At 51.9% G+C, this 14,753-nt stretch carries 14 protein-coding genes and 2 tRNA genes; 1 reads left to right on the top strand and 15 read right to left on the bottom strand.

Going from position 1 to position 14,753, the window contains the following annotated elements:
- Window positions 1-302, top strand: a 302-nt coding sequence (locus Q1Q75_RS18765) for a hypothetical protein (protein ID WP_300673817.1), incomplete at its 5' end; no start/stop codon positions are given.
- A gap of 426 nt (window positions 303-728) precedes the next feature.
- Here the strand turns inward: Q1Q75_RS18765 and Q1Q75_RS18760 are convergent.
- The 15 genes from Q1Q75_RS18760 to argB form a co-directional block, all read right to left on the bottom strand.
- The gene (locus Q1Q75_RS18760) at window positions 729-1,751 is read right to left on the bottom strand and encodes a hypothetical protein (RefSeq protein WP_300673814.1); all 1,023 of its coding nucleotides are present in this window, start codon (window positions 1,749-1,751) and stop codon (window positions 729-731) included.
- A gap of 31 nt (window positions 1,752-1,782) precedes the next feature.
- The gene (locus Q1Q75_RS18755) at window positions 1,783-2,982 is read right to left on the bottom strand and encodes a hypothetical protein (protein WP_300673812.1); all 1,200 of its coding nucleotides are present in this window, start codon (window positions 2,980-2,982) and stop codon (window positions 1,783-1,785) included.
- 1,110 nt (window positions 2,983-4,092) lie between these two features.
- Window positions 4,093-4,758, bottom strand: coding sequence for a flavodoxin family protein (locus Q1Q75_RS18750; protein WP_300673810.1), 666 nt, complete (start codon window positions 4,756-4,758; stop codon window positions 4,093-4,095).
- 860 nt (window positions 4,759-5,618) lie between these two features.
- Window positions 5,619-5,693 (bottom strand) — tRNA-Cys (locus tag Q1Q75_RS18745).
- Window positions 5,694-5,700: 7 nt separating this feature from the next.
- A tRNA-Gly gene (locus Q1Q75_RS18740) sits at window positions 5,701-5,775 on the bottom strand.
- 59 nt (window positions 5,776-5,834) lie between these two features.
- Window positions 5,835-6,386 carry a CDP-diacylglycerol--glycerol-3-phosphate 3-phosphatidyltransferase gene (gene pgsA, locus Q1Q75_RS18735; protein WP_300673808.1) on the bottom strand — a complete coding sequence of 184 codons (552 nt, stop codon included), beginning with the start codon at window positions 6,384-6,386 and terminating at the stop codon, window positions 5,835-5,837.
- Window positions 6,387-6,599: 213 nt separating this feature from the next.
- Window positions 6,600-7,247 (bottom strand): fructose-6-phosphate aldolase, encoded by a 648-nt coding sequence (gene fsa / locus Q1Q75_RS18730; RefSeq protein WP_300673806.1) that lies wholly within the window; start codon window positions 7,245-7,247, stop codon window positions 6,600-6,602.
- A gap of 43 nt (window positions 7,248-7,290) precedes the next feature.
- The gene (locus tag Q1Q75_RS18725; protein WP_300673803.1) at window positions 7,291-7,548 is read right to left on the bottom strand and encodes a hypothetical protein; all 258 of its coding nucleotides are present in this window, start codon (window positions 7,546-7,548) and stop codon (window positions 7,291-7,293) included.
- A 10-nt stretch (window positions 7,549-7,558) separates the two neighbouring features.
- Window positions 7,559-8,050, bottom strand: a complete 492-nt coding sequence (gene folK / locus Q1Q75_RS18720; RefSeq protein ID WP_300673800.1) for a 2-amino-4-hydroxy-6-hydroxymethyldihydropteridine diphosphokinase — start codon at window positions 8,048-8,050, stop codon at window positions 7,559-7,561.
- A 93-nt stretch (window positions 8,051-8,143) separates the two neighbouring features.
- The gene (locus tag Q1Q75_RS18715) at window positions 8,144-8,554 is read right to left on the bottom strand and encodes a fibronectin type III domain-containing protein (protein WP_300673798.1); all 411 of its coding nucleotides are present in this window, start codon (window positions 8,552-8,554) and stop codon (window positions 8,144-8,146) included.
- Window positions 8,555-8,592: 38 nt separating this feature from the next.
- The gene (argH, locus tag Q1Q75_RS18710; RefSeq protein ID WP_300673796.1) at window positions 8,593-9,981 is read right to left on the bottom strand and encodes an argininosuccinate lyase; all 1,389 of its coding nucleotides are present in this window, start codon (window positions 9,979-9,981) and stop codon (window positions 8,593-8,595) included.
- Complete coding sequence (locus Q1Q75_RS18705) at window positions 9,982-11,196, bottom strand: argininosuccinate synthase (RefSeq protein ID WP_366945260.1); 1,215 nt, start codon at window positions 11,194-11,196, stop codon at window positions 9,982-9,984. It abuts the gene before it with no gap.
- Window positions 11,197-11,521: 325 nt separating this feature from the next.
- Window positions 11,522-12,436, bottom strand: coding sequence for an ornithine carbamoyltransferase (gene argF / locus Q1Q75_RS18700; protein ID WP_300673793.1), 915 nt, complete (start codon window positions 12,434-12,436; stop codon window positions 11,522-11,524).
- A gap of 188 nt (window positions 12,437-12,624) precedes the next feature.
- Window positions 12,625-13,815, bottom strand: a complete 1,191-nt coding sequence (locus Q1Q75_RS18695; RefSeq protein ID WP_300673791.1) for an acetylornithine transaminase — start codon at window positions 13,813-13,815, stop codon at window positions 12,625-12,627.
- A complete protein-coding gene (gene argB, locus Q1Q75_RS18690; protein WP_300673788.1) occupies window positions 13,812-14,687 on the bottom strand; it encodes an acetylglutamate kinase in 876 nt (291 codons plus the stop codon). Before argB ends, Q1Q75_RS18695 begins: the two co-directional genes overlap by 4 nt.
- Window positions 14,688-14,753 lie beyond the last annotated feature (66 nt).

Here is a 14,753-nt window from a genome sequence, read left to right as displayed (position 1 = left end):
AGCTGCCCCAACGGGTCAATGGCTTTTTTTGTTGTTTCAGGCGGCCCGGCGGAGCCGGAACCCGCCTCCCGAATCACCGAAGGTCTCTCTCCTCGATTCCCCCGCAACCCTTCAGGCGACCCAGCGGAGCCCGGAACCCGCCTCCCAAGTCACCGAAGGTCCCCTCTCCCCGATTTCCCCGCAAGCCTTCAAACACCTCAGGCGAGCCCGAACCCGCCTCCCAAGTCACCGCAGGTCCCATCTCCTCGGTTTACCCGCAAGCCCCCATTCGGCATCGGGCACGCCCCGGAACCCGCCTTTAAGGTTACCGAGGGTCTCTGTCTTCTCAGCTGACCCAACGGGTCTATGGCTTTTTTGTTGTTCAGACACCCCCGCTGAACCCAAACCCGCCTCCCGAGTCACCGCAGTTCTCATCTTCTCAGTGCATCCACCTTTATAATACAAAGCCCCCATCTCTTGGACCACCCAACGGACCAATAGCTTTTATTGTTTAGGCATGGCGACCGCACCGGTTATGTCGTGATCTGACGACGAGAGAGAGGGTTTCCACTGCAACGTTGGAGATTACATTGAAGGTCTTACAAGAGAGACCTCGGGCTGGATGAAAGATAATATGTACGTTTGCAGGTTGTTGAGACGTGTTTCGCTGAAAATGGGTGGTTAAAGAGGCTCTATAATTTTTGATGCATGGCCTGTCCCCTTTAGGAGAGACTGTCTCCAGACGGTCGTCAGTCCTTGTCTTGGACCAGAATTCCGGAGTTTACCTCCCTGTCAAAATACATTGGAAATAATTTAAACCCCTTTATATTAGCAGGATCAATCCGATACATGTCATCTTTTGCAAGATCATCTTTTATCAAAAGATGTATTGTTTCAATAGCACTGTTCAAACACAAAACAAAATCAGCAGGATCCTGCACCTGAGAATACCAGGAAATAAGTGAAAAAACGCCCAGATTGTTGTCCATCAATTTATTGGCGTCACACACGGCTTGTTCCAGCCAGTTCAAGACGGATTTTGCTGTACCAACGGTTAGAATGGGACTGAAATCCCATAAGACAGACGCAATGGAAAACGCGACGTTGGGTCTGTACATACTTAATTGAGCGGATTCGTGGTAAATAGTGATGGATTGAGCCATTCGATGAGAAAAAATATTCAATTGCTCCATGATCACTTGTTCATCTGTTGTATTCAAAATATCTGGGTCGAGCCATCCCAGGGATATAAAAAACCGAAGGCTTAGATTGGAATACACCCCCCAATCATCGGTAATCGGAGTCGTGCTGTTAATATAATCATCATTATGCTTCAGCAGTTCAGCCAGACTGCCGAGATGTACGATCCAGAATACCGGCCTGTTGACCGTCAGAGAAAAAACCATGCCTTTCTGGAAGCAGTTTTCAGCCTTTTTGAGGTCTGAAAACATCCGATCGGTAAGAAACCGCTTCTCCTCCTTATCCGCAATCTCATTGTTTCTTAACTTTTTAAGAAGAAATATTGCTCTGGTCCAATACAGCAAACCATATTCACACCACACCTCCTCTTCCTGTTCCCAGTGGCTTAGAATAAGATTGCACTCTTTTTCTGCACGTTCGAAATAAAGGTCAAATAAAGAGCAGTCTGCCTGCGCCATGGCCTGGTTCAGGAAAATCAGCATGCGTAACAACCGGGCAACCGGATGGCAGGGGTCAGAGGCCAAAACTGCGGATAAAAAGGTGCTGGCTTCCACAAACATTCGACGGGCCATGCAGACCTTCGCGATTTCAACGGCAAGCAGATCATTTTGCGGAAACTGACGAATGGCGGATAGGGCCCCTATGTTCGATTTCCAAGGCCGGTTCGCATGGAAAATGTATGGAATTTTGTAATGTGGCGTACCCTGTTTTTGTGACCGGAAGCATCGTTTTTTCAATAAGAACCGGAACAAAATCATAATACAAAAACCAGAAATATTTTACCGCCCAAATTGAAAACATGTCCCCGTTGGGCATTTTATACAATTGTGATTCTTCATTAATGATCACCTTTGCATTTGTTAATCTGACACACAATCTGGCAAAATCGGTCAAACGGATGGTAGGATTTTGAGGCAGTTTTGCCTCCATCAATGCCTGCATCTGGCGCGGGAGCCTGGAATAATTGCCGGCGGATATGCCGATAACCATGGAATTTTGTTTGTAACTGAGCGGTGATAATGTCCATCGTACGATTATCTGGTGGGCAATGGACAGGCTGTCGCGAATGGCACCGGAGTAAAGCATCGGTTCCATTGAAGGTCCTCTCCTTTTATGAATTTTCAGGGTGGCTGTTGTCGTGGAATAAAAATGTATTTTATTGCCGAGCAGGTGATACATCTTCAGATCTTTTATGCATTGTAACAGTTCATTTTTCAGCCATTCCATCATTTGAAAATCAAGATTCTCCCCATTGTGCTGAAACGAAAAATCAATTCGAACGCCCTCCTCTTCAGCCCTGGATTCACCCGCAACTTTTGTTGCAGGCAATTCCAGAAGGCGTTGAAAATCCCAGGGGAAAAAGGGCCGTTTCAACCCAATCCAAAAGCCCAGAACTCTTAACAGCGCGCGCTTGCTGGCAGTGTTCGGATTATAGTTTTTTTTCAGCCGGGAAATCATGGATGCTTGAATTTTCGGCATGTTAAATTCAGCCGAGACAGCATTCAACCATTCAACCAGGCTATTGACCGAGGCCCCCTGTGCCACTTCTTCCACAACCTCTTCAAAGGTAAATTCATCACTCACCGATTTCGAAACGCTTGTGTTGCTGCTCGCCAGAAAGTTTATAAAATCGGATTCCGTATTTTTTTTTATCAGACCGGATGTCAGGGCACAGTCGATGAATTTGGGAATGGCACGACTTGAAATTTTTTTATCGGTATCCCTGAATTCAAAGTACGATTTTGGGGAAGGAAAAGCACGCAGAAGAGCTTCTTTGATGGGTTTGACATTGTCCAAGGCCATTTCAGTATCGCCTTTCGCATTCTAAATTCAACCACAATTTTTGGCAATGTTTCAGGTATTGGGGGGCGGCATAGTATTGTGTTCTATTGGCTTGAAATACTTTGTTATTCATATTCCGTCCATGATAGTATTGCAACCAATTACTGCAAATAATTATTATTCATACCTTAGAGTATTTGTGGTATCGCAATTCTAAAATAACAATTTCTTCATGCTTCCGGGGCAGGCCAGGCAAAAAAAGACAACTATATAAATTAATGCGTTACGAAACTCTCGTCGGCTATTTTTTTCAACCAATAGGTAAACGCAGTTGAACTTCATCATTTTTGTTTAACAAGGCGGAACGATTCTTCCAAACGGACAGAGATCAGTTCATAGAGGATGATAAGCCCGCAGAGATAAATGCGTGGGAGACAGTGTGGATGCCGGTAAAAAATACGCAATAAAAGGGGCTAAGTTTTTTTAATCTAAACCTTTCATTTTGGTGCGTTTCATACGACACCAAATTAAAAACCCCATCGCCCCGTAGTGACAGCTGAGGAGATGGGGGCTCGATTACCTTAAATGTGGGTTCCTGGGTACATCTGGTGCCGCCTGGGGGCTTGCGGGGGAATTGAGGAGATGAGACCTGCGGTGACTCAAGCTCCGCCGGGCCGCCTGGGGGCCTGGCGGTTTACTGGGGAAGCGAGCAGATGAGGCTTGCGGTAATTCGAGAGGCGGGTTCCGACTCCAACGGCCCGCCTGAAGTCTTGCAGAGCAAGCCTTGCCGGGCTTTAACCGGCAACAAATTAAAAATCCCCATCGGCCTGTAGGCTCGATGGGGGTTTTTAATTTGGATGCGGATTCTGGGCTCTGCCGGTTTCGATTTGCATTAAACCTTGTTCCTTGTGCCCGTTGATATTTGCACGGATAACTCCCCGATTCATCCATCGCAACTATTCAACTCATGAACAAGGGCCTCCGATGGCAAGGTGTGCCGCCTTGAAAGCATGCAGCGGTATGCCTGTGCGTCCTGATTGTCACGGTGGGCGGCTGGTATTTGCGTTCTCTACGGCCTCGCTGCCGTGGTTTCATCCATGCATTCGGAGCCAGGCTATTCCTGCCGTCATCTTACCCTTCAACGGAGCTTTGAGTGAGTCTCCTGGCGATTTCTTTGCCAAGTGCCTCTGCCGATTCAAATGAGAGGGACTGCTTTTCAAATGTCTTGATCCCCACAGAATCCACCGTGGCATCCGGACCGTAGATCATGGTGACCCCCGATTTTTTGCATGTGTCACCGAATCCGCATTTCATGCAGGGGACGTTTCCTGTGATCTTCACAGCACCCACAAAAGTGATCCCTTCTTCATGCATATAATGGGTGATCGCTTGAATGCCCATATCGCAAACAGGAGGAGCCCCAGGCGCGTTATGGGGTACAGCGGAGGTCATGACAGCAGCCCCTAATTTTCCTGCCATCAAGCTGTTTCGATGACGCAGCTGATACATGCGCTCAATGAAGGCCTTGGTCCTCGAATCAAGGGTGCTGTAGGGGGTGTAGCCGGCGATAACGATGGCATCGCAGTCTTTGGCCTTTTGGGCCAGAGGTGTGCCGTCATCCTCAATGACACAGATGTTGGTCTTTACACACCCCAGACATGCCCGGCACGGCTCGATGGTCAAATCTGACAATTTAACAAATTCTGTTTCAAGGCCCGTGGCATCCAAAAGGGCTTTGACGGCGCGGTCGGTGTTGCTGTTTTTAATAGGCGAGCCAGAGACACCAAGAACTTTCATTGAAGACCTCCTTGCGAGTGTGTTTAAAATTGCGGCGGGGATAATTATATATTTTCTTCATGGTTACACGGCCTTGGAATTGAATGCAAAGGTTTGTCCTGTTGGGTAAATCTAAAGGGGCCGTAATTTACGGAGGCATAGGGGTCGCACGCCCGCCTGGACCTTAATCGGGGAATAAGCACGGACGATTTGTGTCGGGCAGAAAAAAAAGGCCGGTTTTGCTGTGGATTGAATGCGGGTGTGGGATTGGGATTCACGGGGGCGTGTGATGGCGTGTGGAATCCCAAGCGACGAAAGTTCCATTGGTTCGCTGGGTGGGGCCGGGAGATGGGGGCTCTGCAACCTCACTGTGCCGATGTCGTCTGAGGTTGTAAGGGTGAACGAGGAGATGGGGGCTGTGGTGACTCGGGAGGCGGGGGCTGGGCTACGTTGGGGTGCCTGAAGGGTTGCGGGGCAAGCCTTGCCGTGCTTCGTACGGGCCAAGCAACAAAAAGCGATGACCGGTTGGGTTGGTCGAAGAGATGGGGCTTTCGGCAGTTTTAAAGGGTTATGAATCGAGAAAATGAGATTTACGGTAACCTCGAGAGGCGGGTTCCGGGCTCCGTTGGGGTGCCTGAAGGGTTGCGGGTAAATCGAGGAGAGGGGACCTTCGGTAACTTGGGAGGCGGATTCCGGGCTCCGCTGGGTCGCCTGAAGGATTGCGGGGGAATCGAGGAGAGAGTCCTTCGGTGATTCGGGAGGCGGGTTCCGGGCTCCGCCCGGGCCGCCTGAAGGATTGCGGGGCAAGACTTGCATGGCTTCGCCATGCCCAATACGCAAAAAAGCCATTGACCCTGTGGGTCAATGGCTTTTTTGCGTATTGGAGGCGGCTTCCAGATTCGAACTGGAGAATAACGGCTTTGCAGGCCGTCGCCTTACCACTTGGCCAAGCCGCCGAAATTGTGGAGCGGGAAACGAGATTTGAACTCGCGACGTCAACCTTGGCAAGGTTGCACTCTACCACTGAGTTATTCCCGCTCAATGCCCGAAGACCTGTGTGTTTTAACCGGTGAACTGGTTGGTGTCAACGAAAAACGTTACATGGTCAGAAGTTTTCTGAAGCGGAAAAAATAGTCGGCTCCGGACCAAACGGTAAGGAGAAGCGCGCACCAGAGAAAAAACATCCCTATGCCATGAAAATCAATACCGAAGTAGCTGAAATGGATCAAAAGGGGAATAATGGACGCAATCTGAAACCCTGTTTTGTACTTGCCGAGGTTTGAGGCAGAAACATCTTCGCCGTTCTCAACAATAATGCTCCTCAGCCCTGTAATGGCAAGTTCACGACCGATGATAACGCAGACGACCCAACCGGGAATCCAGCCCACAGAGCACATCATGATCAGGGAACAGCCCACCAGAAGTTTATCGGCCAATGGATCCATCACCTTGCCGAAGGTAGACTCCATACCCCACTTTCGTGCCAGAAAGCCATCGAGATAGTCTGTGATGGAGGCCGCGGAAAAAATCAAGGCCGCAAAAATGGTGGCGACCCGGCTTCCGGGGAATAATAAAAGAGCAACGATTAGCGGCACGGAAGCCATGCGGAGAATCGTCAGATTGTTGGGGTGCTTAATTGTGTTTCTCATAAAATATACTGCCCAAATTCCAATCTACAGAACGCCCTGAAGGCGATCAATTGTCGGTTCATTCAACCTGCGGCCCGCACCCTGCGGAATGCCGCGCCGTTATTTGCCCACAAGGGATACGTGACAAAGCAGAGGCCCTGCCTTGTCCATCCTCGCCCGCTCCCCCCCATTACCAAAAGCGCAAACGTGACGCTTGCACTTTTTTCACCCAAATCAATTTCCGTGAACCCGTTGCCAATCCGCCATAAACCCCTCAATACCCTTATCCGTCATGGGATGATACGCCAGCTTGGCAAGAACCGAATGGGGGATGGTGGCAATATGTGCCCCCACAAGAGCGGCATCGAGAACATGCATGGGCGTCCGAATACTGGCCACGATAATCTCTGCATGAAACTCATAATTCATAAAAATCTGGCCAATCTGCTCGACCAACGGCATCCCTTCCTGCCCCAGATCATCCAGACGGCCCACAAAGGGGCTCACATAATTTGCGCCAGCCTTAACAGCCATCAACGCCTGAAGCGGAGAAAAGATCAGGGTGACATTGGTTCGAATCCCTTCCATCGAAAGAACACGGACCGCCTTTAAACCGTCCACGGTCATGGGAATCTTCACCACAATATTGTCGGCAATCATCGCAAGCCCTCGGGCCTCCTGGATCATGCCTTCAGTATCCAGACTGATCACCTCTGCGCTGACGGGACCGGCCACAAGGGAGGTAATCTCTTTAAGAATGGCCACCGGCTCTCCACCCTCCCTCGCCATCAGAGACGGGTTGGTGGTCACCCCATCGGCCATTCCCATACTCACCGCATCGCGAATCTCATCCACATTTGCTGTGTCGATAAAGAATTTCATGCTGCCCCCTTTCAGATTCCATTGGAACGTAAGAAGTGGAAAATCAGCTATTCTTTTTCATGTAAGCGTCACGGCACTTTGTCGAACAAAAATTGACGTTTTTTCCATTTACCAGCCCGGGAACCCCTTCACGCAAAGGAAAATAAACCCCGCACTCCGGATCTTGAACCATCACATCATCGGTACTGGCCTGCCCCGCATTGCCCTGGCTGCCATCCATGCCCATGTCGCCCAGCATTTTATTTTTTAAATGCCGGTAACCGAAATAGATAACTGCCAGTATAATCAGAATTTTAACCACGAGCTACTCCTTATAAATATGGAAGCACCTCCTGGGACGCATCGTCAATCTCAGAGAGGAGTATTCGTAATTTTTTGTTCATTTTAGGATGAATAATCTCAGAATCTATATCACAAAGGGGAGTGAGCACAAAAGCCCTTTTATCCATGCGAGGATGGGGAATGGTCAGCACCTCGTCACTGTAAACAAGGTCGTCATACAGGATAATATCGATATCCATGGGCCTCGGGCCAAACCGAACCCCCCCGGCATCACGCCCCAGATCGGTCTCCACCTGCTTCAAGCGAACGAGAAGCTCGCGGGGTGAAAGGCTCGTCTCCACACGGGCAGCCCCGTTTAGAAACCACGCCTGATCGGTGTAGTCCACCGGAGAGGTCTTGTAGAGGGGAGAGACTTCGACAACACGCGCGATCGCCCTCGATTCAATCTCTTGAAGCGCCCTGTCAAAATAAGCCTTACGATCTCCCATATTGGATCCGAGACAAAGAAATACCTCGTGCATGATCACTCCACACCCTGCTTGAATTTATCTGATGGCGGTGCCCATCCCCACGATCCGAGGAGAGAACACCGCCTTAAATCATCCACTGGGGATCTATTGCCCCTCTCTCAAATCCACCACCACTCTTTTGGACGGGTCACTCAAATATCCGCCCTCAGCGGTTGCCCGCACTTCAAAGGTATACAGCACCCCGGGTGATGCCGCGAGACGAAATTGCCTCTCGCCAGCCCCGGCATCTCCCACCTTTTCAAAGCGAACAGGACACCCTTTGCATGATTCCTCTCCCTGCTTGAGCGTGGAGAGATAGATGCGATACCCGGTCACAAGACGCCATTCGGACCGGGACGGATCCGACCAGGCAACGATGAGAGTCTTTTCCTGCACGCGCGCGGTCACGCCCGCAGGAGGAGTCAACCCGTCAAAGCGGGGAGGCACCGGAGGGGCCTTTCTACCACAGGCCGTACACATCAGAAGTAACATGCCCACCAGAATCAATCGGCACACCCTTCCACCTCTTCCCCTGTCTCCTCCCCATCCCATGGCTATGATACCCTTCCGCCGAGATCGGCGATGGCTTGATCCATGGCTTTCCGCACACGTGACGGCGCGGTACCGCCAAAGGAGGTACGCCGTTCCACCATGGAATCGGTGGTGAGAAAGGCAAAGATATCCGGCTCAATAAGATCGGAAAAATCCTTCATCTCATCGGCCGACAGATCCCCGAGCTCAACGCCCTTGTCAAGGGCATATGCCACAGCCTTGCCTGCCACGCTGTGGGCTTCCCGAAAGGGCATCCCCTTGGTGGCAAGATAGTCGGCCAGATCGGTGGCGTTCAGAAAACCCGTCTCGGTTGAAAGCCGGGTCACATCGGCCATCACCTTGATATTGGGCAGCATGCGAATATAAATATCGATCACAGCCTTGATCGTGTCGACCCCGTCGAAAAGGGGGGGCTTGTCTTCCTGCATATCCCGGTTGTAGGCCATGGGAAGCCCCTTCATCTGGGTGATGCTGGCCATCAAACTGCCGATCACCCGGCCCGCTTTGCCGCGTACCAATTCGGGAATGTCCGGGTTCTTCTTCTGGGGCATGATGCTGCTGCCCGTGGTGAAGGCATCTGAGATCTCAATAAAATGGTACTCGGAGGAAGACCAGAGAATCAACTCTTCGGAGAACCGGGAGAAATGAACCATGGAAATAGACGCCGCCGAGAGGAACTCCATGATGAAATCACGATCCCCCACGGTGTCCATGCTGTTGGCTGAGACCCTGGGGAAATCAAGCAGCTCAGCCACATAATGACGATCGATGGGGTAGGTAGTCCCGGCCAGGGCCGCGGCCCCCAGAGGCATCACGTTAATGCGGGTCAGAGCGTCTTCAAAACGCTCCTGATCCCGTGAAAACATCTCGTAGTAGGCCATCATGTGATGAGAGAAGAGCACGGGCTGGGCGCGCTGGAGATGGGTATACCCCGGCATCACCACCCCGAACTGCTTTTCTGCCAGTTCCACGATCACACCACGGAGGAGCTTGAGACCCTCAATGACCATCCGGGTCTCCTCGCGGAGATAAAGCCGGATATCCAGGGCGACCTGATCGTTCCGGCTTCGACCGGTGTGAAGTTTTCGGGCCACGTCCCCGATCTTCTCGGTCAAGGCGGACTCAATGTGCATGTGGATATCTTCCAGGGCATCATCATAGACGAAGCTCCCGTTTTCGATATCCACCTTCACCTCAAGGAGCCCCTTTTCCATGAGCTCCGCCTCGTCCTCTTCGATGACGCCCTGCTTTGCCATCATCTTGGAATGGGCGATGCTCCCTTCAATGTCATAGGCATAGAGACGCTTGTCCACGAGAATGGAGGAGGTAAAGGCCTCCACCGCCTTATCCGTCCCCATGGAGAAGCGACCGGACCAGAGTTTTGCACTCATCTACTCGCCTCCCAGCTTTCTGCCGGCCATTTTCTGAATTCGAAGCCTCAAAGAGTTGAGACGGATAAACCCTTCGGCATCCTTCTGGGTGTAAACATCATCCCCTTCGAAGGTGGCAAAGGCTTCGTTGTAAAGCGAATCATCGGACTTGCGGCCCAGCACGTAGGAGTTGCCCTTGTAAAGCTTGAGCCGGACCACGCCGTTGACGAACTCCTGGCTCTGGTCGATGGTGTTCTGGAGCATGCGCATCTCCGGAGAGAACCAGAAGCCGTTGTAAATCAACTCGGCGTACTTGGGAATCAGAGAATCTCTAAGGTGAGCCACTTCACGGTCCAGGGTGATGGACTCCATGGTCATATGAGCATGACGCAGGAGCGTTCCGCCCGGTGTCTCGTAAACCCCACGGGACTTCATGCCCACGAATCGGTTCTCCACAAGATCAATGCGGCCAATGCCGTGACGTCCGCCCAGGATATTGAGTTCTTTAAAAAGAACCGCCGGGGTCATCTCTACCCCGTTGATAGCCACGGGGTTGCCCTTGCGGAAGGTAATCTCGATCTCTTCGGGGGTGTCCGGAGCATCCTCAGGACGCACGCTCATGGTGTACATCTCATCGGTGGCTGAGGCCCAGGGGTCTTCCAGGATCCCGCCCTCGTAGCTGATGTGCAGCATGTTGCGGTCGGTGCTGTAGGGTTTTTTAGGCGTCTGGGGGACCTCGATCCCATGCTTATTCGCGAACGCCATCAAAGCCGTGCGGGAGTTCAAATCCCAATCGCGCCAGGGAGCGATGATTTTGATGCCGGGATCGATGGCAAGATAGCCAAGTTCAAAACGAACCTGATCGTTGCCCTTGCCTGTGGCTCCATGGCTCACAGCGTCGGCCCCTTCCATGCGGGCAATCTCCATCTGACGCTTGGCAATCAGCGGACGCGCGATGGAGGTTCCAAGAAGGTACTGGCCTTCATAAATGGCGTTGGCGCGAAAAGCAGGAAAAATGTAATCACGGACGAACTCTTCACGGAGATCGTCGATGTAGGCCTTCACCGCACCGGTTTTTCTTGCTTTCTCATCGAGGCCGTCCAGCTCCTCTTCCTGACCCAAGTCAGCGGAAAAGGTAACCACTTCGCAGCCATAGGTCTCAATGAGCCACTTGAGAATAACCGATGTATCGAGTCCGCCTGAGTAGGCAAGGACCACTTTTTTGATATCAGACACAATAACCCCCTGGGCATTTTTTGTTAAATTCGTAAAAAGATCCGAACACCGAACGGCAAAACTCTTAGACGATGAACAACAGGCCCCTCTTCCCTGCACACAGAAGAAAAAAGGGCATGCTTGATCCTTTATTTTTACGAATACATCTTAAATTTTAATATACCGAAATTAAAGAGAACCCGTGGGAACAATGCATCCCTGGGGACTCAAATCATGATCAAAATATGGGCATTGCAATGACAACAATGGCCCGGGCATGGCAGCATTTCTGCCACATATTCCCGCTCCTTTTTAACACCACGCTATAAAAGGACGCAACAGGCAATTACAGCGTCCGATTAATGAGCATATCAAGGATGGCCTTGTGCATATGGAGCTTGTTTTCAGCCTCATCCCAGATAATGGACTGCGCACCTTCCATCACAGACTCGGAGACCTCTTCGCCGCGGTGGGCGGGTAAACAATGCATAAACGAGGCGTCGGGCTTGGCCAGAGCCATGAGGGCATCGTCCACGATGAACCCTTCAAAGGATTTCTCGCGGGCTTTCTGCTCGGCCTCCTGGCCCATGCTGGCCCAGACGTCGGTGTAAACGATATCCGCTGCGGCCACAGCCGCCTTGGGATCCCGCACCACGCTGATTTTGGCGCCTCGGGCCAGGGCCTCTTTAAAAATGGTCTCATCGGGATCGAACCCTTCGGGGCAGGCAAGGACCAACTCAAATCCAAGGGTGGAAGCAGCCCAGATCCAGGAATGGGAAACGTTGTTGCCGTCGCCCACCCAGGCAACCTTGGCGTCGTAGCTTCCCTTGGCCTCAATGACGGTCATGAGGTCTGAAAGAATCTGACAGGGGTGATACATATCGGTCAAGGCGTTGATCACGGGAGCGTCAGAGTAGCTTGCGTACTCTTCCACAAGCGCCTGGGAGAAGGTACGAATCACCAGACAATCGATATATCGAGCCAGAACACGGGCGGTGTCTTTCACAGGCTCACTGCGACCGATCTGGGTATCGTTTTCGTTCATGAAAATGGAAACGCCACCCAGCTGAATGGTGGCCGTTTCAAAAGAGATACGGGTTCGGGTGGAGGGTTTGTTGAACAAAAGCCCCACGCTTTTCCCTTCGAGGGGGCGGTCCACGATGCCCTCTTTTTTTCTCTTCTTCAGCTCCAGGGCGCGTGCAAACAGGGCGTCAAATTGCTCTTTGGTCAGGTCCTTGAGTGTCAGCAGGTCTTTTTTCATCTCTTTCTCCTTGGTCGGTTCCTTTGGCGCACAAAAAATAGTCCAAACAGCCTCCGGGTGGCAAGGGCGGCAGCCTTATTCAGTCAGCTGCCCCGCCCTTGAAAACAAATGGCAAATGCACCTTCCCCATCATCCACAGAGAAAGGCGCATTCACGTCAGGCTGTTATTTATTCATCTTTAGAATGAATCAAGCTTGGTTCATCTCAGAAAAAATCGCGTCCAGAACATCCATAAGCACATCGATTTCAGCTTTTTTAATGATCAGGGGAGGTACAAAGCGCAGGGTCTTGCCCTGGACCGCGTTAATCACCTGCCCCTTTTCGAGGGCCTTTTTAACCACCTCGGCTCCGTCTCCGTCGATCTCCATGCCGAGGAGCAGGCCCTGCCCCCGGATATCCTTGACCAACGCATGCTTTGCCTTCAGTTTTTCCAGGCTCACCCGGAAGTAAGCACCGGTTTCAGCGGCTTTTTCCACCACCTGCTCGTCATCAAAGGCCCGTACCACCGCAAGGGCAGCCGCTGTGACCAGAGGCGTGCCGCCAAAGGTCGACCCATGGGCCCCTTTGGAGAATGCGGCCATCACCTTGTTCGTTGCCAGCATAGCACCAATGGGCAACCCATTACCCAGGGCCTTGGCCAGGGTCATGATATCCGGCGTCACAGAGGTGTGCTGATGGGCAAAAAGCTTTCCTGTCCGGCCCATGCCCGTCTGAATTTCATCAAGAATTAGCAGAGCGCCATGACGATCACACAAGGCGCGTACCGCCTCGAGATAACCGTCGTCGGGGACAATCACTCCCCCCTCGCCCTGAATCGGTTCCACCAGAACGGCACAAACCGTCTCGTCCATGACCTCTTCGAGCGCTTCCAGGTTGTTGAACTCAGCATAGTCAAACCCAGGCAGAAGGGGAGAAAAGCCTTCCTGCACCTTGTCCTGGCCGGTGGCCGACAAGGTCGCCATGGTCCGACCATGAAAAGATCGACCCATGGAGATAATACGACTCCGCGATTCCCCTTTGTCATGGAAATACTTGCGGGCCAGCTTAATGGCCGCTTCGTTGGCTTCGGCCCCGCTGTTACACAGAAAAACCCGATCGGCAAAACACCGCTGGGTGAGCCACTCGGCCAGCTCTACCTGGGGCCGCGTATAGAACAGGTTGGAGACATGACACAGGGTCGATGCCTGCTCTGAAAGAGCTGCGGCCACTTTGGGGTGAGCATGTCCCAGGTTGCAGACGGCGATGCCAGCCAGAAAGTCCGTATAGGTCTTTCCCGCATCGTCAGTAAGGGTGGTTCCTTCGCCTTTGACGAAAACCACGGGGCAGCGGGCATAAGTCTGCGCCACCACCTCTGCTTCACGAGCTATCCATTCATTCATAATACCACTTCCGTCCCAATCCCTTGATCGGTAAAGAGTTCAAGAATCAGCGAATGTCTTCGCTTTCCATTGATGATATGGGTTTTTTCCACACCCTGCCGTAACGCGGCAAGGGCGTATTCAATCTTGGGAATCATGCCGCCGGTGACGGTGCTGTCCTGGATCAGCCCGGGCACAGCTTCGGCTTCGATGGTGGAGACCAGAGCGCCCTGTTTATCAAGAACACCGTCCACGTCGGTCAAGAGAAGAAGCCGGGCCGCCTTTAAAGCGGATGCGACTTCCGAGGCCACGAGATCGGCGTTGATGTTGTATGTTTCGCCATTTTCGCCCACCCCCACCGGCGCGATCACCGGAATAAAGCCCTTGGCGGTCAAGGTATCAATGATCTCGGGATTTACCCGGGTCACCTTACCCACATGCCCGGCGTCGATAATCTCAGGGGGTTTGCCCTCTTCCTCACTGACGATGGTCAGCTTGTTCGCCTCAATGAGCCCACCATCCTTGCCACTTAATCCGACAGCCCGGCCACCCTCGCGGTTGATCTGAGCGACGATGGACTTGTTCACCTTGCCGCCCAGCACCATCTCTACCACGTCCATGGTCTCATCATCGGTCATGCGCATGCCCCGGACAAAGGTAGAGTTGATCCCCATCTTGTCCAGCACCAGGTTGATCTGGGGGCCACCCCCATGAACCACAACAGGGTTCAACCCGATGTACTTCATCAGGGTGATGTCCCGAGCAAAATCTTCCTTGAGCTGTTCATCCACCATGGCATGGCCGCCATATTTAACCACAATTGTCTTACCGGCAAATTGCCGTATGTAGGGCAGAGATTCAATGAGAATATCTGCGACACTCTTCTCCGTCATCGTTTTTATCTCCACATTAAACAAACCAACAAATTAAGTAACTATTCAGTTTATGCCTCCGGCGGC

The organism is Desulfoluna sp. (assembly GCF_030145185.1).
Classification (GTDB): Bacteria; Desulfobacterota; Desulfobacteria; order Desulfobacterales; family Desulfolunaceae; genus Desulfoluna.
This window is presented reverse-complemented; position numbering and strand designations above follow the sequence as displayed.